This window comes from Candidatus Pelagibacter sp. (assembly GCF_052049775.1).
Classification (GTDB): Bacteria; Pseudomonadota; Alphaproteobacteria; order Pelagibacterales; family Pelagibacteraceae; genus Pelagibacter.
In genome coordinates this window covers 19810-39633 of record NZ_JBNGZH010000007.1, presented here as the reverse complement: position 1 = coordinate 39633, position 19824 = coordinate 19810, and the positions used below count along the sequence as shown (strand labels likewise).

18 protein-coding genes are annotated in these 19824 nt (G+C 30.9%); 5 read left to right on the top strand and 13 right to left on the bottom strand.

Annotated features, from left to right (window positions below; translation table 11 throughout):
- Nucleotides 1-12 precede the first annotated feature (12 nt).
- Genes ACTT83_RS01510 through ACTT83_RS01500 form a run of 3 tightly spaced genes read right to left on the bottom strand, consistent with a single transcriptional unit; the run spans nt 13 to nt 3874 of the window.
- Nucleotides 13-1392: a class II 3-deoxy-7-phosphoheptulonate synthase gene (locus ACTT83_RS01510; RefSeq protein ID WP_440918460.1), complete on the bottom strand. Its 1380-nt coding sequence runs from the start codon at nt 1390-1392 to the stop codon at nt 13-15.
- Between the two features lie 35 nt (nt 1393-1427).
- Complete coding sequence (gene glmS / locus ACTT83_RS01505) at nt 1428-3248, bottom strand: glutamine--fructose-6-phosphate transaminase (isomerizing) (protein WP_440918459.1); 1821 nt, start codon at nt 3246-3248, stop codon at nt 1428-1430.
- Between the two features lie 2 nt (nt 3249-3250).
- Nucleotides 3251-3874, bottom strand: coding sequence for a DapH/DapD/GlmU-related protein (locus tag ACTT83_RS01500; protein WP_440918458.1), 624 nt, complete (start codon nt 3872-3874; stop codon nt 3251-3253).
- A 71-nt stretch (nt 3875-3945) separates the two neighbouring features.
- Here ACTT83_RS01500 and ACTT83_RS01495 point away from each other — a divergent pair, with 71 nt between their 5' ends.
- The 4 genes from ACTT83_RS01495 to ACTT83_RS01480 are packed head-to-tail and all read left to right on the top strand — an operon-like array spanning nt 3946 to nt 8205.
- Nucleotides 3946-4629 carry an HAD-IA family hydrolase gene (locus ACTT83_RS01495; RefSeq protein ID WP_440918457.1) on the top strand — a complete coding sequence of 228 codons (684 nt, stop codon included), beginning with the start codon at nt 3946-3948 and terminating at the stop codon, nt 4627-4629.
- Nucleotides 4630-4682: 53 nt separating this feature from the next.
- On the top strand, nt 4683-6185 hold the full coding sequence (locus ACTT83_RS01490; RefSeq protein WP_440918456.1) for an MmgE/PrpD family protein: 1503 nt from the start codon (nt 4683-4685) through the stop codon (nt 6183-6185).
- Nucleotides 6185-7081 carry a methylisocitrate lyase gene (prpB, locus tag ACTT83_RS01485; protein ID WP_440918455.1) on the top strand — a complete coding sequence of 299 codons (897 nt, stop codon included), beginning with the start codon at nt 6185-6187 and terminating at the stop codon, nt 7079-7081. The genes ACTT83_RS01490 and prpB overlap by 1 nt, the downstream gene beginning before the upstream one ends.
- Nucleotides 7081-8205 carry a bifunctional 2-methylcitrate synthase/citrate synthase gene (locus ACTT83_RS01480; protein ID WP_440918454.1) on the top strand — a complete coding sequence of 375 codons (1125 nt, stop codon included), beginning with the start codon at nt 7081-7083 and terminating at the stop codon, nt 8203-8205. The genes prpB and ACTT83_RS01480 overlap by 1 nt, the downstream gene beginning before the upstream one ends.
- Here ACTT83_RS01480 and ACTT83_RS01475 read toward each other — a convergent pair whose 3' ends face one another.
- Genes ACTT83_RS01475 through ACTT83_RS01465 form a run of 3 tightly spaced genes read right to left on the bottom strand, consistent with a single transcriptional unit; the run spans nt 8206 to nt 11785 of the window.
- Entirely contained in the window at nt 8206-8832 is a 627-nt protein-coding gene (locus tag ACTT83_RS01475) for a class I SAM-dependent methyltransferase (RefSeq protein WP_440918453.1), read from the bottom strand.
- A gap of 5 nt (nt 8833-8837) precedes the next feature.
- Complete coding sequence (locus tag ACTT83_RS01470) at nt 8838-9854, bottom strand: ribonucleotide-diphosphate reductase subunit beta (protein WP_440917573.1); 1017 nt, start codon at nt 9852-9854, stop codon at nt 8838-8840.
- Nucleotides 9845-11785, bottom strand: coding sequence for a ribonucleoside-diphosphate reductase subunit alpha (locus tag ACTT83_RS01465; protein WP_440918452.1), 1941 nt, complete (start codon nt 11783-11785; stop codon nt 9845-9847). Before ACTT83_RS01465 ends, ACTT83_RS01470 begins: the two co-directional genes overlap by 10 nt.
- Before the next feature lie 159 nt (nt 11786-11944).
- Between ACTT83_RS01465 and ACTT83_RS01460 the strand changes: the two genes are divergently transcribed.
- A complete protein-coding gene (locus tag ACTT83_RS01460; RefSeq protein ID WP_440918451.1) occupies nt 11945-13399 on the top strand; it encodes a phosphomannomutase/phosphoglucomutase in 1455 nt (484 codons plus the stop codon).
- Here ACTT83_RS01460 and ACTT83_RS01455 read toward each other — a convergent pair whose 3' ends face one another.
- The 7 genes from ACTT83_RS01455 to ACTT83_RS01425 form a co-directional block, all read right to left on the bottom strand.
- Nucleotides 13400-14470, bottom strand: coding sequence for a hypothetical protein (locus ACTT83_RS01455; RefSeq protein WP_440918450.1), 1071 nt, complete (start codon nt 14468-14470; stop codon nt 13400-13402).
- Between the two features lie 188 nt (nt 14471-14658).
- Nucleotides 14659-15309, bottom strand: a complete 651-nt coding sequence (locus ACTT83_RS01450) for a hypothetical protein (protein WP_440918449.1) — start codon at nt 15307-15309, stop codon at nt 14659-14661.
- A gap of 13 nt (nt 15310-15322) precedes the next feature.
- Complete coding sequence (locus ACTT83_RS01445; RefSeq protein WP_440918448.1) at nt 15323-16108, bottom strand: sulfite exporter TauE/SafE family protein; 786 nt, start codon at nt 16106-16108, stop codon at nt 15323-15325.
- 59 nt (nt 16109-16167) lie between these two features.
- Nucleotides 16168-17004, bottom strand: coding sequence for a sulfite exporter TauE/SafE family protein (locus ACTT83_RS01440; protein ID WP_440918447.1), 837 nt, complete (start codon nt 17002-17004; stop codon nt 16168-16170).
- Nucleotides 17004-18008, bottom strand: coding sequence for a tRNA dihydrouridine(20/20a) synthase DusA (gene dusA, locus ACTT83_RS01435; RefSeq protein WP_440918446.1), 1005 nt, complete (start codon nt 18006-18008; stop codon nt 17004-17006). The genes ACTT83_RS01440 and dusA overlap by 1 nt, the downstream gene beginning before the upstream one ends.
- On the bottom strand, nt 17998-19329 hold the full coding sequence (locus ACTT83_RS01430) for a TRAP transporter large permease (RefSeq protein WP_440916271.1): 1332 nt from the start codon (nt 19327-19329) through the stop codon (nt 17998-18000). Before ACTT83_RS01430 ends, dusA begins: the two co-directional genes overlap by 11 nt.
- Nucleotides 19329-19823 (bottom strand): TRAP transporter small permease subunit, encoded by a 495-nt coding sequence (locus tag ACTT83_RS01425; RefSeq protein WP_440918445.1) that lies wholly within the window; start codon nt 19821-19823, stop codon nt 19329-19331. The genes ACTT83_RS01430 and ACTT83_RS01425 overlap by 1 nt, the downstream gene beginning before the upstream one ends.
- Between the last annotated feature and the right edge of the window lies 1 nt (nt 19824).

The window sequence follows — 19824 nt, the reverse complement described above, 5'->3', positions numbered from 1 at the left end:
GAAAACAACAGTCTAAGATGCCGCTTGAATAGCATTTTTTGAATAGCTGCTATTCTTTTTAATCTCATCAGAAATTAAAAAAGCTAATTCAATTGCTTGATCTGAGTTTAAACGAGGATCACAATGAGTGTGATATCTGCTAGATAAATCTGCATCAGATATTTTTCTTGCGCCCCCTGTACACTCTGTCACATCTTGTCCAGTCATTTCAACATGTAAACCACCAGCATAAGAACCTTCAGACTGATGAACAGCGAATACATTTTTAACCTCACTAACAACATCGTTAAAAGGTCTTGTTTTAAAACCAGTTGTTGATTTAATAGTATTTCCATGCATTGGATCGCATGACCAAACAACATTTAAACCTTCTTTTTTTATTCCTCTAATCAATTTCGGTAAAAATTTTTCTACATTCTTGTGACCAAACCTAGATATTAGAGTGATCTTACCCTTATCATTATTTGGATTTATTAATTCACAAATTTTTACAATTTCATCTGGCTTAGAAGTTGGTCCACATTTTATTCCTATAGGGTTTTCAATACCTTTACAAAATTCTACATGACCACCATCAATCTGTCTTGTTCTGTCACCAATCCAAACAAAATGAGCTGAAGTATCATGGTATTCTCCAGTAGTAGAGTCAACTCTGGTCATGCTTTCCTCAAAAGGTAAATGCAAAGCCTCATGTGAAGTCCAGAAATTTACTGTATACAATCTATTATTAAAATCAGAAGTTATTCCACAAGCTTCCATGAATGCTAGTGCATCAGCAATTTTATCCTCTAACTCTTTAAATTTTTTTGCTTGAGGACTTTTCTTAATATAATCTAAGTTCCACAAATGAACTTTGTTTAAATCAGCAAAACCACCTTTCGAAAAAGCTCTCAAAATATTTAAGGTTGAAGCTGATTGCGAATAAGCTTTAAACATTCTTTTTGGATCTGGTCTTCTTGCTTTTTCTGTAAAATCAATTGCATTTATGTTGTCACCTAAATAACTTGGTAATTCTTTGCCACCCTGTATTTCAGTTGGAGCACTTCTTGGTTTTGAAAACTGACCAGCTATTCTTCCAAGTTTAACAACAGGTAAAGATGCTGAATAAGTTAAAACTAATGACATTTGAAGAATAACTTTAAATGTATCTCGAATATTATCTGGATGAAATTCTGCAAAACTTTCTGCACAATCTCCGCCTTGCAATAAAAAGGCTTTTCCATCCACAACTTCAGCAAGTTGTTGTTTCAAATGTCTTGTTTCACCAGCAAAAACCAAAGGAGGAAAAGTTTTGATTTTATTCAAAACTTGATCCAATTCTTTTTTATCCGGATATTCCGGAATATGTTTTACAGGATATTTTCTCCAACTATTAACTTTCCAATTTTTCATTTTCAACTCAAGATTGTTGTATCAGAATTTTTCTATTATTCAACGGTTACTGACTTTGCTAAATTTCTAGGTTTATCAATGTCATAACCCTTTTTTAGAGCTGAATAATAAGCTAATTTTTGCAAAGGAATGGTCAAAAGAAAAGGTAGTAGATCTTCATTAGTGCTTTCAACTTCGATTTTCTCCCAAATATTTTCTGAAATTACCTCATCTTTACTTTTATTTGTGATTAACAAAACTTTAGCTCCTCTTGCAATTACCTCCTGCATATTTGAAATCGTTTTTTTATAATAATTATCTCTTGGAGCCAAAACTACAACTGGCATGCCCTCCTCTATTAATGCAAGAGGTCCATGTTTCATCTCACCAGCAGGATAACCTTCGGCGTGAATGTATGATAATTCTTTTAGTTTTAATGCACCCTCAAGAGCAATTGGATAAGAAAAACCTCGTCCCAAAAACATAGAGCCCTTTGCCTCATTAAAGGTATTTGAAATTGTTTGTATTTTGTTATCAATCAATAATGTTTGCTTAACAAGTTTTGGTAAATTTTTAAGATCGTCAATTTTTTTGTCAAATTGAGCTTTTTCAATATCCTTTCTCAATAAAGCAAGTTTCAAGGCTAAAATATATAGAATTAGTATTTGTCCTAGAAATGCTTTGGTTGAAGCAACACCTATTTCAGTTCCACAATGTATTGGTAATACAAATTCAGCGTCTCTTGCAATTGAACTTTCTACTACATTTACAACTGCACACGTTTTAACACCACTTTTTTTACAAAGATCTAAAGCTGCATAAGTATCCGCTGTTTCTCCAGATTGTGATACAAATACATAAAGTGTCTCTTTTTTGAGTCTATTTTTTCTGTATCTAAATTCTGATGCTATATCTATATTAACATCTAATGATGTTATTTCCTCAAACCAATATTTTGCCATTAAACATGAATGATACGCTGTTCCACATCCAATCAAGGTTATTGATGATATCTCATTACTTTTCCAAGGAAAATTATAAATACTAATATCTTTATTGGACATATCTATATACTCATTAATACCATTTCTAATTGTGTTTGGTTGTTCCTCAATTTCTTTAGCCATAAAATGTTTATAATCACCTTTGTCATATTTTTCTTCTGCAGAGGACAACTCTAAAACTTTTTTATTAATTTTAATTCCTTCCTCACTAAAAAATTCTACATGATCTTTTTTAATAATGCAGAATTCACCATCATTTAAATACGTAATCTTATTCGTCATCGATTTAAGCGCATAAGAGTCTGAACCCAGATAGTTCTCATTTGGGCCATAACCAACAGCTAATGGTGAACCTCTTCTTGCACCAACAATTAAATCTGGTTGATCTTTAAAAATTATACCAAGTGCAAAGCTTCCGTGTAACGACTTCAAAGTTTTTTGAATTGAATTAACAATATTTTCTGTTTTAAGATTTTCAGTGATTAAATGGACTATCACCTCTGTATCAGTCTGAGATTTAAATTTGTGACCTTTACCAATTAAAAATTTTTTCAAAATTGTTGAGTTTTCAATAATTCCATTATGAACAACAGAAACATTTTGGGAAGAATGTGGATGAGCATTAACACTATTAGGGAGCCCGTGAGTTGCCCATCTCACATGACCAATACCAATAGTTCCCTCCATGTTTTGAATTAAGGAATTTTTTTCCAAATTTTCTACTCTGCCCTCAGATTTAACTTCGTTTATCAATCCATTATAGAGAGTTGCCATACCAGCAGAATCATAACCTCTATATTCTAATTTTTTTAAAGAATTAATTATAGTTGCTGATACGGGTTTATTGCTATTAATTCCAATTATTCCACACATAACTATTTAGACTTTCTTTTATAATTTTTGATTTCAGTCTGTAAACTTCTTGTTAGAGCTAAAGATTTTCTTTTTACATTTTTTGTGATTACAGATCCAGCACCAATTACACTTCCCTCTTCGATTGTTAATGGCGCAACCAATGACGAATTTGAACCAATAAATACTTTATCTTTAATTTTGGTTTTATTTTTTTTTACTCCGTCATAGTTACAAGTAATTGTTCCTGCTCCAACATTTACTGATTTGCCAATTTGGCTATCACCAATATATGTTAAATGGTTTACTTTTGAATTTATACCTAAAGTACTTTTTTTAATTTCAACAAAATTTCCAACTCTTGCACCATTTTTTAAGACAGTACCAGGTCTTATTCTAGCATAGGGACCAATATCGACTTTATTTTCTATTTTACAATTTTCCAAATGTGAAAAGGATTTTATAGTAACATTGTTTCCAATTTTAACTTTTGAACCAATTACAACGTAAGGCTCTATAGTAACATTCTTTCCTATCTTGGTATCTTTTGAAAAAAATACTGTTTCAGGACCAACCATTATCACACCTTCTTTTAAAAATTTTTTTCTAAGATTACTTTGAAGCTGCTGTAAATTTAATTGTTTCATCTATTAAATTCTTTATATTAAGTGTATATGTTTCTTAATTCACAAAATATTTCTTAAAAAAACTTTTAATTATGAGGCAAAAATTTACAATTCTTTTCGATTTAGATGGAACTTTAGTTGATACAGCTCCTGATTTGATGAATGCTCATAATCATGTGATGAAAAAATTTGGTTATCCTACTAAGTCAACTGAAGAAATAAGAAATCTTGTTGGTCAAGGTGCTGGAGCAATGCTTGGAAGATCAATTTGGGGACAAGCTAAAAAGGAGTTTGGGAAAGTTCGAGATGAAAATGTTAAAAAAGAAATGATAAAAGATTTTACAGACTTTTACGGAAAAAATATTGTTAATGAAAGCACTTTAATTAATGGTGTGATGGATTTTTTAATATGGTCAAAGAAGAATAAAATTTCTATGGCTGTTTGCACAAATAAGACAGATTACCTGGCTGTCGATCTTTTAAAAAAAATTGGCATTTATGATTTTTTTGAATATGTAGCTGGCCACAATACTTTTGATTACTGTAAACCTGATCCAAGGCATCTAACTTCTGTTATAGAAATATTAGATGGTGACATAAAAAAATCATTAATGATTGGAGATAGTGAAACCGATGCTAATGCAGCTAAGAGCGCTGGCATACCAGTCATTTTAATGGAGGATGGGTATACTGAAAAAAATACAACTGAAATTTACCATAATCACTTAGTAAAAGACTTTATTGGTATTGAAAAAATAGTATCAAAATATCTTTAATATTGATTATTTTTTTTTAGCTATTAAAACAAATTTGTTAATTAGGAGTTAATTTGATAATTCATAAAGTAAAAGTTTACCCATCTAAAATTCATCTACCAAAAAAAAATCAGCTTGCTTGGAAAATTGCGGAAATTGCAAGCGATAATTCAAAATTAAATAAAGATGCAATTGAAATGGCTATAAATAGAATAATTGACAATGCATCTGTTGCAATAGCATCTCTTAATAGAAGACCTGTAGTTTCGTCTAGGGAAATGGCTCTTAAACATTTAAGAAAAAATGGCGCAACGTTATTTGGTGTTGATAGTAAATTAAAATTTGATTGTGAGTGGGCAGCTTGGTCGAACGGAACTGCTGTGAGAGAATTAGATTTTCATGATACTTTTTTAGCTGCTGATTATAGTCATCCAGGAGATAATATTCCTCCTCTAATAAGTGTTGCTCAACAAAATAAAAAAAATGGATTAGATCTTTTAAGGGGAATTATAACTGCCTATGAAGTTCAAGTAAATTTAGTGAAAGGTATATGTTTGCATAAACATAAGGTAGATCATATAGCTCACTTAGGTCCAAGTGTTGCAGCCGGAATTGGTTCAATGTTAAGGTTAAAAACTGAAACTATTTATCAAGCCATTCAGCAAGCATTACATACAACAATTTCGACGAGACAATCTAGAAAAGGTGAGATTTCAAGTTGGAAAGCATATGCTCCAGCGCATGCAGGAAAACTTGCCATAGAGGCTGTAGATAGAGTTATGCGTGGTGAAGGAGCTCCAAGTCCAATTTATGAGGGAGAAGATAGTGTCATAGCAAGAATACTAGATGGAAAAAAAGCTTTTTATAAAGTTCCCTTACCAAAAAAAGGTGAAGCTAAAAAAGCAATACTTGAAACTTACACAAAAGAATATTCTGCTGAATATCAATCTCAAGCTTTAATTGACTTAGCCAAAAAACTTAAAAATAAAGTTCCAAATCTAAATCAAATAAAAAAAATAGATATCCATACTAGTCACCATACTCATTACGTGATTGGGACAGGAGCAAATGATCCACAAAAAATGGATCCTAACGCTAGTAGAGAAACTTTAGACCATTCAATAATGTATATATTTGCTGTTGCACTTGAGGATGGTACTTGGCATCACGTAAAATCATACACAAAAGCAAGAGCAATGAGAAAAAGTACAATCAAAATTTGGAGATCTATAAAAACTCATGAGGATAAAAAATGGACCAAAAATTATCATGATCCAAACCCTAGAAAAAAAGCATTTGGTGCAAGAGTGGTAATAACTCTCAACAATGGCAAAAAAATTACTGAGGAACAAGGTGTTGCAGATGCTCATCCTTATGGCTCACGTCCTTTTAAAAGACAAAACTACATAAATAAATTCATAACTCTAACGGAGAATATTTTAGATAAAAAAGAAATCGGCAGATTTTTAAGAATAGTACAAAATTTAAAAAAATTAAAATCAGGTCAACTTCATAGATTAAATATTGAAGTAAAAAAAAGTAAACTAAAAAGAAATTTTAAAAAGGGGATTTTCTAATGCATTTTATAGAAAAAAAACCGAGCCAAAAAAGAAGGGATTTTGTTAATAAATTAAAATCAAACAAAATTTTAAGAGTTCCTGGAGCATATAATCCTTTGACTGCAAAACTAATTGAGGAAATTGGGTATGATGCAGTTTATGTATCTGGTGCAGTTATGGCAAATGATCTTGGCTTTCCAGATATTGGTTTAACTACTTTGCAGGATGTAAGTACACGATCTTTTCTTATCTCAAGAGTGACAAATCTACCAACAATTGTTGATATTGATACAGGATTTAAATCCTGTAAAGAAACAATTCAAACTTTTGAAGAATTTGGAATTTCTGCTGTCCACTTGGAAGATCAAATTGAGAGAAAAAGATGTGGGCATCTTGATAATAAAGAACTGATATCAACTGATGCTATGGTAAAAAAAATTAAGGAATGTGTATCAGCAAAAAAAGATGAAAACTTCAAGATTATAGCTAGATCTGATGCAAAGAGCGTAGAAGGAATAGATAAAATGATAGAAAGATGTAAAGCATACATTGATGCTGGAGCAGAAATAGTTTTTCCTGAAGCATTACAAGATGAAAAAGAATTTGAGAAAGTTAGAAAAGAACTTTCCTGTTATTTACTAGCTAATATGACAGAGTTTGGAAAGTCTAAATTATTCAATTACAAAGAATTAGAAAATTTTGGTTATAATATCGTAATCTATCCAGTCACTACACAGCGACTAGCGATGAAAAATGTTGAAGACGGATTGCGAGACATTTATGCAAATGGACACCAAAACAATATCATCGATAAAATGCAATCAAGAAAAAGATTATATGAACTTGTTGACTATGAAAAATATAATGATTTGGACGAAAAAATTTACAACTTTAGTACAGAGGGACATGAATAATGAGTGATGATATAAAAAAAGGGTTGCTTGGAATAGTAGTTGACGAGACAGAAGTTTCTAAAGTTATGCCCGAAATAAATTCCTTAACATATAGAGGGTATGCAGCACAAGATCTATGCGAATATTGCAGATTTGAAGAAGTGGCCTATTTAATTTTAAATAAAGATTTACCTAACACAATACAACTAAGACAGTTTGAAAAAGAGGAAAAGAATAATAGGGATTTATCAAAAGATCTTTATTCAATAATTAAAAAAATGCCCAAAAAATCTCATCCGATGGATGTTGCTAGGACTGCTGTAAGTATAATGGGGCTTGAAGACAAAGAGACACCTGACTCTTCTCAAGAGGCAAATATGAGAAAAGCTATAAGAATTTTAGCAAAAACTCCAACTGCACTAGCTGCTTTTTACAGAATAAGAAAAGGAAAAAAGATTATTAAACCAAAAAAAAATTTAAATATAGCAGAAAACTTTTTTTATATGTGTTTTGGTAAGGTCCCACAAAAAGAAATTGTAAAAGCTTTTGATGTTTCTTTGATTTTATACGCAGAACACAGTTTTAACGTATCAACATTTACTGCAAGGACTATTACTAGTAGTTTGTCAGATATCCATGGAGCAATAACTGGAGCAATAGCTAGTCTAAAGGGTCCTCTCCATGGTGGTGCTAATGAAGAAGTAATGCACATGATGAATAAAATTAAATCTCCTAATAACGCTCTCAAGTGGATAAATAATGCATTGGATAAAAAAGAGGTAGTAATGGGTTTTGGGCACAGAGTGTATAAATCAGGAGACTCAAGGGTTCCAACTATGAGAAAATATTTTGCCAAAGTTGCAAAAATAAAAAAAGATAAAAAATTTGAAAAAATTTATGATATTGTTGAAAAAGTGATGATAGATAGAAAAAACATTCATCCAAACGTTGATTATCCTACTGGTCCCACTTACCATTTAATGGGTTTTGATACTGATTTTTTTACTCCAATATTTGTTATTTCGAGAATTACAGGATGGTCAGCTCATATAATGGAACAACATGCTGCTAATAAATTAATTAGGCCATTAGCAAGTTATAAAGGAAATCAACACAGAAAAGTTGTTCAGCTAAACCAAAGATAGTTACCTTTCTATTTTTGCAAATCTACCATCAAATAAGATTTCACATTTTAATTTATTGTTTTTAACAAATTCATCTATTGCCTTTTTTACATCTGGTAGATGACCAAAATTATAATCATCACACATTATTGTTCCATTAGATTGAACAACCTCTAGACAACACTCTAAGTCATTTTTAACTGTCTCATAGGTGTGTCCACCATCTAAAAAAACATAGTCAATTTTTGACATATCAATTTTTTTTAAAATTAAATTAGAATTACCTTTAATTAACGTAATATTATCTTTGAACTTTTTTAAAAGATCTTCCACTGCAGCTTTGCTATATGGATTTTGCTTTTTGATATATTTAAAGTATAGTTTTTTAAATGGATTAGAAAAATAAGTACTTGGTATTACTTCTGACTTATTTTCATCATTTTCGTCGAATAAATCTAAGCCAATATATTTAAAGTCACTTTTATGAATTAAATGCAGTAGTTCACAAACATTTCTTGCTGTTACTCCATGAAAAACTCCAACTTCTAAAAAAGTTTTTGGGCTTTTTCTTTTTACTTCTTTTAGAAAAAAATTACCTACACCATTCTGCTTAAGACTAGTTTTTCTAAAATATTTTTTATATTTCAAATGAATTAGCTAAATGCTTCTACCCAAGTACCTTGGGTTGATGCTTTAGAATACTCTGTTGCACGACCTTCAAAAAAGTTCATGTGCTCAACAGCATTCAACATTGTATCAAGCCATCCTAGAGGATTTTTTTCCACATCATAAATTGGTTCAAGACCTAGTTGAACTAATCTTCTATTTCCAATAAACCTAATGTAATCTTTAACCTCTTGTGCAGTTAAACCTTCCATTGGACCCATTTCAAAAGCTAAATCAATAAAAGAATCTTCATGCTCAACTATCGTTCTACAAGCTTCATAAAGTTCTTTTTTTAATTTTGGCGTCCAGATTTCAGGATTTTCTTTTATAAACTCTTTAAAAATTCTTATCATAGAATTACAATGAAGAGTTTCGTCTCTAACCGACCATGTTACTATCTGGCCCATGCCTTTCATTTTATTGTGTCTTGGAAAATTTAACAAAATTGCAAAACTTGCAAATAACTGAAGTCCTTCTGTGAAAGCACTAAATACAGCAACAGTTTTGGCAATATCTTCTTTTGAGTTAACATTAAATCCTTGCATGTAATCATATTTATCTTTCATCTCTTTATATTTCATGAAAGCTGAATATTCTGATTCAGGCATTCCAATTGTATCAAGCAAATGAGAATAAGCTGCTACGTGAACTGTTTCCATAGATGCAAAAGCAGTCATCATCATTAGAACCTCTGTTGGCTTAAACACTGTTGTGTAATGTCTTAAATAGCAATTGTTTACTTCAACATCCGCTTGAGTAAAAAATCTAAAAATTTGCGTTAAGAGATTTTTTTCTGGTTGAGACAAGTTTTTTTGCCAATCTCTTACATCATCTCCAAGAGGGACTTCTTCAGGTAACCAATGTATTCTTTGTTGAGTTAACCAAGCATCATAACACCACGGATATCTAAATGGCTTATATACAGGGTTCTCAACTAATAAACCCATCTTTTTAGGTTGAATTATTTCTTTATTTTCTGTCTTAATTTTATCTGCTACTGACATGATAAACACTCCTCATATTCTGGTTGATCGTTAGTTTGTTGGTTTTTTGATTTATATACATTGGCTGTAACATCAGTCGATTTTGCGTTGTTGATATTTTCAGCTCTTTGAATTGATTTTGATCTACAATAGTAAAGGCTTTTAAGACCTTTTTTCCATGCATCAAAATGAATTCTATGTAATTCTTTTTTATGAACATCAGCCGGTAAAAATAAATTTACTGATTGTGCTTGGGAGATATATTGAGTTCTGTCTCCACTCAGTTCAACAATCCACTTTTGATTTAACTCAAAAGCAGTTTTAAAAACATCTTTTTCTAAATCAGTTAAAAAATCTAAGTGAGATACTGATCCTTGATTAGTTGTTATTGTTGACCAAGTTTCGTCATCGTTTCTACCATGACTTTCTAAGATCTCTTCTAAGTATCTGTTTCTAACATTAAAGGATCCAGATAAAGTTTTGTGTGTATAACTATTGGCTGCAATTGGTTCAACACCAGGAGAAGCTCCTCCACAAATAATAGAAATAGAGGCTGTTGGCGCAATTGCTGTCTTATTGGAAAATCTCTCATTAAATCCATATTCCTCTGCATCAGGACATGCGCCTCTCTCTTCAGCTAATTCTTTTGATGCTTTATTAACTTGTTCATCTATTTGTTTGAATATCTTTTTATTCCAAGATTTAGCCATAACAGACTCAAGTGGAATTCTATGTTTTTGTAAAAACGAATGAAAACCCATTACTCCAAGACCAACACTTCTTTCTCTTTCCGCAGAATATTTCGCATCTTTAAATTGGTCTGGAGCCTTATTGATAAAGTCTGATAAGACATTATCTAAAAATCTCATTACATCACTAATCATGTTTGGATCATCTTTCCATTCATCATATTTTTCTAGATTTAAGGATGATAAACAACAAACAGCTGTTCTGTCTCTTCCATCTTTATCAATACCTGTAGGGAGAGTTATTTCGCTACATAGATTAGAAGTTTTTACAGTTAAGTTTGCAAGTTTATGGTGTTGCGGGATTTGTCTGTTAACTGTATCAATATAGATAATGTATGGCTCACCAGTTTCAATTCTAGCTGTTAACAATCTAATCCATAAATTTCTTGCAGATATAGTTTGTTGAATAGATCCGTCAGCTGGACTTTTAAGTGCCCACTGATCGTCAGTTTCAACAGCGCGCATAAATGCGTCTGAAACTAAAACTCCATGATGTAAATTTAAAGCTTTTCTGTTTGGATCACCTCCAGTGGGTCTTCGCATTTCAATAAACTCTTCTATTTCAGGATGATCAATAGGAAGATAACAAGCAGCCGAACCTCTTCTTAAAGATCCTTGACTGATTGCCATAGTTAAAGAGTCCATAACTTTAATAAATGGAATTATCCCAGAAGTTTTTCCAACCTTACCAATCTTTTCACCAATTGATCTTAAATTACCCCAGTAACTTCCTATACCTCCACCCTTAGCAGCTAGCCAAACATTTTCACTCCAAAGATCTAAAATACCACCTAGACTATCTGAAGCTTCGTTCAAAAAACAGGAAATGGGCAATCCTCTTTTCGTTCCACCATTCGACAAAACTGGGGTTGCTGGCATGAACCAAAGATTGCTTATGTAGTTATAAATTCTTTGTGCATGTAGATTATCGTCAGCATATGTGCTTGCTACCCTTGCAAATAAATCTTGATAAGATTCATTGTGACCAAGATATCTGTCTTTTAAAGTTGCCTTACCAAAATCGGTTAAATTTGCGTCTCGTGAACGATCTATTTTAATTATAATACCTTTATCATTCTGAAAAAGTTCAGTTTCATTATTAAGTGAAAAAAGGTCCGGTCTATTATTCTTTTCTAACTCTTTAACTTGTGGGTTATATTCAGAGACAGCTTTCTTTAGGGCCTGCGATAGAATTTTATTCATATTTTTGTATTATATTTTGTTATTAGTACGAAAACAACTATATGTTGTGTACGTTTAGCGTTAATACACTATATAAACAACAAATCAATAGAACATTTATAGAACACAAGGAAAAAAAATCAATAAAAAAATTAAAAAAAATGTAAGTAATTAACAATAATGTCAATAAATTTAAAAATCGACCCCTATGGATTTAGAGAGTATGACGCTCGATGGTTGTATGAAAGAGACATAAATCTCCTTGGCATAACGAATCTTGGCAAAGGACTAGGCACACAAATTACAAAAGAAACAAATAAAAATAATCCAAAAGTTATTGTTGGTCATGATTATCGTTCATATAGCGAAGATATAAAAGCAGCGCTTAAAAAAGGTTTGGTTTCAACGGGTTGTTATGTTGAAGATGTAGGTTTGTCTTTGTCTCCGATGGTTTATTTTGCACAATTCCATTTTAATTCTGATGCTGTTGCAATGGTAACTGCAAGTCATAATGATAATGGTTGGACAGGTGTAAAAATGGGTATTAGGAAAGGATTAACACATGCACCTGAAGAAATGAGAGAATTAAAAGAAATAACATTAAGTGAAAACTTTGTAAACGGACAAGGTCAGGAAAAAAAAATAGAAAATTTTCAAGACATATATAAACAAAGCTTAATAGATAACAATAAAATTAAAAAAAAAATAAAAGCAGTCGTAGCTTGCGGTAATGGAACTGCGGGAATTTTTGCTCCTGATATTTTACGTGGAATTGGTTGTGACGTAATAGAACTTGATTGTAATTTAGACTGGACCTTCCCTAAATATAATCCTAATCCAGAAGACTTAAAAATGTTACATGCAATTTCAGATGCTGTAAAAAAAAATAATGCTGATATCGGATTTGGATTCGATGGTGATGGTGATAGAGTAGGAGTAATTGATAATGATGGAAATGAAATATTTTCAGATAAAATAGGATTATTAATTGCAAGAAGTTTATCAAATAAATATAAAAATTCAGTTTTTGTAGTGGATGTAAAGTCAACAGGATTGTATGCGAATGATAAATTATTAAATTCTAATAAATGTAAAACAATTTATTGGAAAACTGGCCATTCACACATCAAAAGAAAAGTTAACAATGAAAACGCTTTAGCTGGATTTGAAAAAAGTGGACACTTTTTTTTCAATGAACCTTTGGGTTATGGGTATGATGATGGTATCAATTCAGCAATCCAAGTTTGTCATTTATTAGATAATCAAGATAAAAAAATGAATGAAATCATTAAAGAAATTCCAAAAACATTTCAAACGCCTACAATGGCTCCTTATTGTAAGGATGAGGACAAATATGCATTGGTAGATAAAATTGTTAAAGATATTGAAAAAATGAAAAATGAAAAAGTTAAAATAGATAACCAGGAAATTGAGGAAATCTTGACAGTAAATGGAGTTAGATTTTCTTTTAAAGATGGCTCATGGGGTTTGATAAGAGCATCCTCTAATAAACCCTCGTTAGTAATTGTAACGGAAAGTCCTACATCTGATGATAGGAAATTAAAAATATTTAGATTTATAGATTCTTTACTTCAAAAAACAGGCAAAATTGGTGAATACGACCAAAAAATTTAATTAATCATTCTTTTCTTCAGGTTCAGTTTTATTTGATGAGTTATCACCATAAAATTTTTTAATTAATTCTTCTTCTTTCTTTTTTTGCTCTAAATCAAATTTTTCTTCCCACTCTTTCAATCTTCTCTCTTCCTCTTGAATTCTCTGTTCTTCCTCTAATTTCTGTTTTATTTCTCTTTCTTTTTCCTCCTCAATTCTTTTTTGCTCCTCTTCTTCTTTTCTTAATTTCTCTTTTCTTTCATATTCTTCTTTTTGACGTAAAAATCTCTCCTCTTCTTCTACTTTAATTTTTTCCTCTTTGAGTCTTAACTCTTCTTCTTTAACTCTCTGTTCTGCTTGCTCTTTTAAGATTTGTCTTTCTATCTCTTTTTGTCTCTCATTTTCAATTTCTTTTAACCTTATCTCTGATTCTTTAAGTTTTTCCTCCTCATATTTTAATCTTTTAGCAGCTTCTCTTGTTCTTTGCTCTTCATCTAATCTTTTTTGTCTCTCTATCTCATCAAGTCTAATTTGTTCTTGTCTTTCTCTTTCTTTTTCCTCTCTTAGTTGCTTTGCTTTAATCTCCTTTTCTTTTAAAGCTTGTTCTTTTGCTTTTATTTTTTCTTCTCGAGCTCTTTGTCTCTCTAGCATTCTTAATCTGAGTTCTTCCTCTTTGATCTTTCTAGTATCCTCTCTTATTTTTTTAGCTTCCTCATCTTTTAATTTTTGTTGTTCAATAAATATTCTCTTAGCTTCAATTTTTTTTCTTTTTTCCTCATTTTTTTTAATTTGCTTTTCATTTTCAATAATTAGTCTTCTTTGCTTAAGAATTTGTTTTTTTTCCTCTTTTATTCTCTCTTCTTTTTCTCTTTGAGCTTGTTTTTTTTGAATTTCTAATTCTCTTTTTTCATTGATAATTCTCTGCTTTTCAGACCTTTTTTTGCTTATTGCTCTATCTTTTTGTAATTTTTTATAGAAGTTCTCTAATTTATATTTACCTTGTTCAATGAAATTAAACGGGTTCATATCAAATTTACCCTTTTTACTATCTCGACTATTAGATTTATTATTATCTCTTTTTTTTTGAGCCATATTAAAAGGTAACACTATTTAAATTATTTTAAATATAAACCATGTGTTTAAATTGAGGTTTTTTGATTATTTCAATTTTTACGTGCACAATAAGATAATTTTTTTAAAAAAAATATTTTGATTCGCAAAGAGAATCGAATATTTTTTAAATATGGGTGGTAGAGGGAGACTGAAGCCACCCTTTTTCTTTAGTACTTCTTATTCTTAATAACTTTATATTCAAAATTTTGGGTTGTTTCATTTACACTAATTAGTTTAGCGCCATTTTTAATATGAAATTTATAAGCCATATCTGTTAAAGGAGACAAAGTAACTAATCTGTTGAGATGATTTGATTTTTTTATTTTGTTAAATACTTCTTTGACAATTAATTTACCACCACCTTTTTTTTTAGACCAAACAGTATAAGCAATTGCAATTTTGCCTACATTTTGTCCTCTTAGAGTGCTCTGCAAATGAGCATCTTGACTCATAATATCTAGCTCTTCTACAGACTTTGGTATTTCATTCGTATAAGCAAAACACATGACAGCATGGATTTCTCTTTTATACTTAACCCCAAAAATTTTTCTTCCATAACTTCTTCTAAAAGTATTATCAAGTTCTGGTCTTACAGGATCTTCTTTAGTATTACATTCTTTCAACTCAACTAACTCTGCGCCTTTAATCCAATCAAAAAAATTACCAATATTTTTACCTATAATTTGTTTATTTTTTCTTAATCTTGCTTTTATTCTTGGCTTAAATTTCTTAGTTGTTTTTGAATAGTTTTTAATAGAACCATCTTTCAAATATTTAGCTACAAGTTTTTCTTTAACAACTTTAATAATTTCTCTCATAATTATAGATTAATTATAAACTAAAATATCTAAATATAAAAATTGTCCCAATAACATAGAGAAAAACTCCAAACATTCTTTGAGCTTTAATTTTACTCATTTTATGTATTGTATTTACTCCTACTCTTGCCATTATGGTTGTTATTGGAATAAATATTAAAAAAGCTGGAATATTTACAAAACCAATGCTTAAAGGCAGACTAACATCTAAATAAAGGCCAGTTGAAAAAAATCCTATTGTACCAGAAATGGAAATAACCCAACCGATAGCAGCGGCACTACCAATAGCTTTTGTAATTGGATATCCAAAAAATCTTAATATAGGAACATTCATCATTGCACCTGTAATACCCATAGGTGCAGAAATTGAACCAGATATAAAGCCTAAAATAGCTTTGGAAAAAAAACCAAAACTAGGTTTGATTTTATTTGAATTTTCTTGTTGTAAAAGCAAGTAAGCACCAAAAATGAAAACAACAATTGAAAAAAAAAGAACTAAATATTTTGTTTTTAAAATAGCTGCTAAAAAGGATCCAAAAAAAACTCCTAAAATAACAAATAATCCAAAAATTTTTAAAATACTTAAATCAACTGCATTATGTTTTCTATGCGTAAGAACTGAAGCTGTAGAGGTAAATATTGTTATGAAAAATGCAGTACCAACAGCTAAGTGCATTGTGTAATCCTCCGTGAGATTTAAAAAATCAAATATAAAAAAAAGAAATGGGACTGATATTAAGCCACCTCCTATCCCAAAAAGTCCAGCAAAAAAACCAACTGGTACAGCAGCCATGACCATCAAAATAATCAAATAAAAGTAATTTAGATTTGTAAAGGTGTCGGTCAATTTTTGTATTTTTAGTTTATACTTAAATACTCGATAAACGATCGTATTGATACTATTATTAAAAATATCCCAAAAATTTTACTGAGTAACTTCTTATCAATTTTATGAACAACTTTGGCTCCTATTCGAGCCATAACCATCGTAACAGGGACAAATACTGCAAAGCCTAATAGATTTATGTAACCAACACTATAGGGAGTATTGACATTATCAATTATTTTCCCACCAGTTATCATTGTAATAGTTCCTGTTACAGCAATCAAAAATCCAACTGCTGCTGCTGTGCCTATTGATTTTCTAATGTCATATCCAAAAGTTCTCATAAAGGGAACCATTAAAGATCCTCCCCCAATACCTAAAGGCACAGATATAAATCCAATAATTACACCAGAAATATTTTTTACAATAGCTGAAATTTGTTTTGGGTTATCTACTAATTTTTCTCTTAAAAAAATAAAAAACAATCCAACCATAAGGGCAAAAATTGAAAAAAATAAAACCAATGCAGGAGTTTTTAAATTCACAGCTAAGAAGGTTCCACTAATAACACCGGCTAAAATAAAAACACCAAATGATCTGACCATTTTAAAATCAACAGCATCATACTCTTTGTGGGTCATTGTTGAAATAATTGAAGTAGGAATAATTATTGCAAGTGATGTTCCGACCGAAAGATGCATTCTCGTAACGATATCAAAATCCAAAACAGTAAAAGCATAATAAAGCGCAGGAACCATAACAATACCACCCCCTACTCCCAACAATCCAGCCATGAAACCTGCTCCCGCAGCCGCAACTGCTAAAACAAATAACAAGTTTATTAATTCAGCAGTAGCAATTGTTTCCATTAGGAACTTACTTGATTAGCTTTTTCATTATTTTGAACAATAGTCATAATATGTTTTGCCTTTTGAAAATCAGAATCTCTCGCCATCATATTATCACTTAAATATCTTTTCCAATCTTTGGAACCTACTTGTCCATGATATAATCCAATTGTGTGTCTCATTATATGATTTACTTTAGTTCCCTTCTTTACTTCATCATCCAAATATTCTAAAAGCTTTTTAACGACTTCTTCTCTTGAAGGATTGTCATTTGTTTTGAATATCTCTTTTTCAATTTCAACCAGTGAATATGGATTTTGGTAGATTGACCTACCAATCATTACTCCATCACAAAATTTCATGTGATCATTTATTTCACTCACTTTAGTTATTCCACCATTTATAATTATTTCTAAATCTGGATTTGCTTTTTTAATCTCATAAACCATGTTGTAATTTAATTTTGGAATATTTAAGTTTTGCTTTGGTGACAATCCAGAAAGCATTGCTTTTCTTGCATGCAAAATGAATGTTTTAGTGCCTACGTCTCTTAATTTATGAATAAAATTATTAAGATATTCAAAATCTTCAACATCATCAAAACCTATGCGAGTTTTAGCTGTTACAGGAATTTTACATACTTTGACCATAGAATGAATACATTCCGCTACTAAATCTGGTTCTTTCATTAGACATGCCCCGAACTTATTTTTTTGAACCTTTTTACTTGGACATCCAAGATTAATATTTATTTCATCATATCCCATGTCCTCTGCAATTTTTGCAACCTCTGCTAATTCATTTTTGTCAGATCCACCAACCTGTAAAGCTAAAGGTTTTTCCTCTGGGCTAAATGATAAAATTTTATTTCTATCTCCGTGAATTGCAGATTTAGTGGCGACCATCTCAGTATAGAGCATTACATTTTTGCTTATTAACCTTAGAAAAAAACGATCGTGCCTATCAGTACAATCCATCATTGGGGCGACTGAGACTTTTCTATTAATCTTTTTTTTAGTATCCAAGTGCTTTACCCATAATTTTATCAGGTAACCATGTAACAATTTCAGGAAAAATACATAGAATTAAAATTGCCAATGCCATAATTATCATAAAAGGAATAGAGCCTTTTAAAATTTCAGACAAGCTCACGTCAGGTGTAATGCCCTTTATAATATAAAGATTTAGTCCAACAGGAGGAGTAATCAATCCTATTTCCATATTGATTGTGAATACAATTGCAAACCAATAAGGATCAAATCCTAAAGTTGTTATTACAGGTAACAAAATTGCAGAGGTCATAACGATCACAGCAACCGGAGGTAAAAAGAAACCAGCGATTAAAAGAAATATATTAATTAATATAAATACAACCCACTTATTTGAACTTAGCTCAACCATACTTTGAGCTAATGACTGAGTTACGTAAAGTTGTGAAAGAGTAAATGCAAAAAGATAAGAAGCCGCAATAATAAACATTATCATTACACTTTCCTTCATTGATACTTTAACAATGTTCCAAATCTTTTTTGGCTGATAAATTTTGTAAACAACAGCTATCAAGACAAAAACTAAGAACGCTCCAACTCCAGATGCTTCCGATGGAGTAGCAACCCCACCATATAAAACATATAAAACTCCGGCGATAATTGCTAGGAATGGAAGAATTCTTGGTAATACTTCAAGTTTTTCTTTTAATGTTGGTTTTACTCTGTTTCTCAAAGCTTTTGCAGCATCTTTATCTATAAAATAACTATGGATAAGTGCCCAAATTGCAAACATTCCTGCCAACATGAAACCTGGCACCAATCCACATAAAAACAATCTTCCAATTGATGTCCCGGTTGCAATTCCATAAACAATTAAAACAATGCTTGGAGGAATTAAAACTCCTAGTGTTCCACCAGCTGCTATAGTTCCAGTAGCTATTTGATCTGAATACCCTCTTTTTCTCATTTCGGGTATTCCCATAGTTCCAATAGCGGCACATGTTGCGGGACTTGATCCACTTAATGCAGCAAAAATTGAACACGCTCCTATATTAGAAATAACCAGTCCACCTGGAACTCTCCAAAGCCATCTATCTAATCCTGTGTATAAATCTTTACCTGCGGGAGAATTGGCAACAGCCATTCCCATTAAAATAAACATTGGTATTGAAAGTAAAACAAATGAATTTAAACCAGCAAAGAATGTTTCAGCAAAAACATCAAGCATTTGAAAACCTTCAAATGATACTAAAAGAACTATCGATACAAAACTCAAACCAAAAGCAATTGGAATTCCAGAAAAAAGCACTAGCAAAGTAAAAACTGCAACGATTAAAGCTATTATTAATGGGTCCATTAATTATAATCCTTATCGTCAGTGAGTTTAATAATTTCAGCTATATATTGAAGAATCATTAGTATAGCGCCTAAAGCCATTGAAGAATATGGTATCCATAAAGGTGGATCCCAAACAGTCCCTGTTGAATAATTTTTTGTAAATGCTTCCTCAACCATTAAAAATCCAAAATAAAATAAAATTAGAAAAAATAATAAACTTAATAATGAAGTAAAAATTTTTAAGCGAATGATATTTTTTTTGGATAAGAAATCATAAATCCATTCCATACTAACGTGAGCTTTTTCACTAAGTACATACACACTTCCAATGAAAGTTGATGAGACTAATAACATGGTAACTAATTCTGTTTGCCAAGTAATTGCTCTTTGAAAAAAATATCTCTCAAAAACTAGCTCTACAATAACTAAAATTGATAAGAGCAAAGCTAATACTGCAAATGCACCACAAGCTTTTGCTATTAAATCACAAAATTTAAGATATTTTTTTTTCATA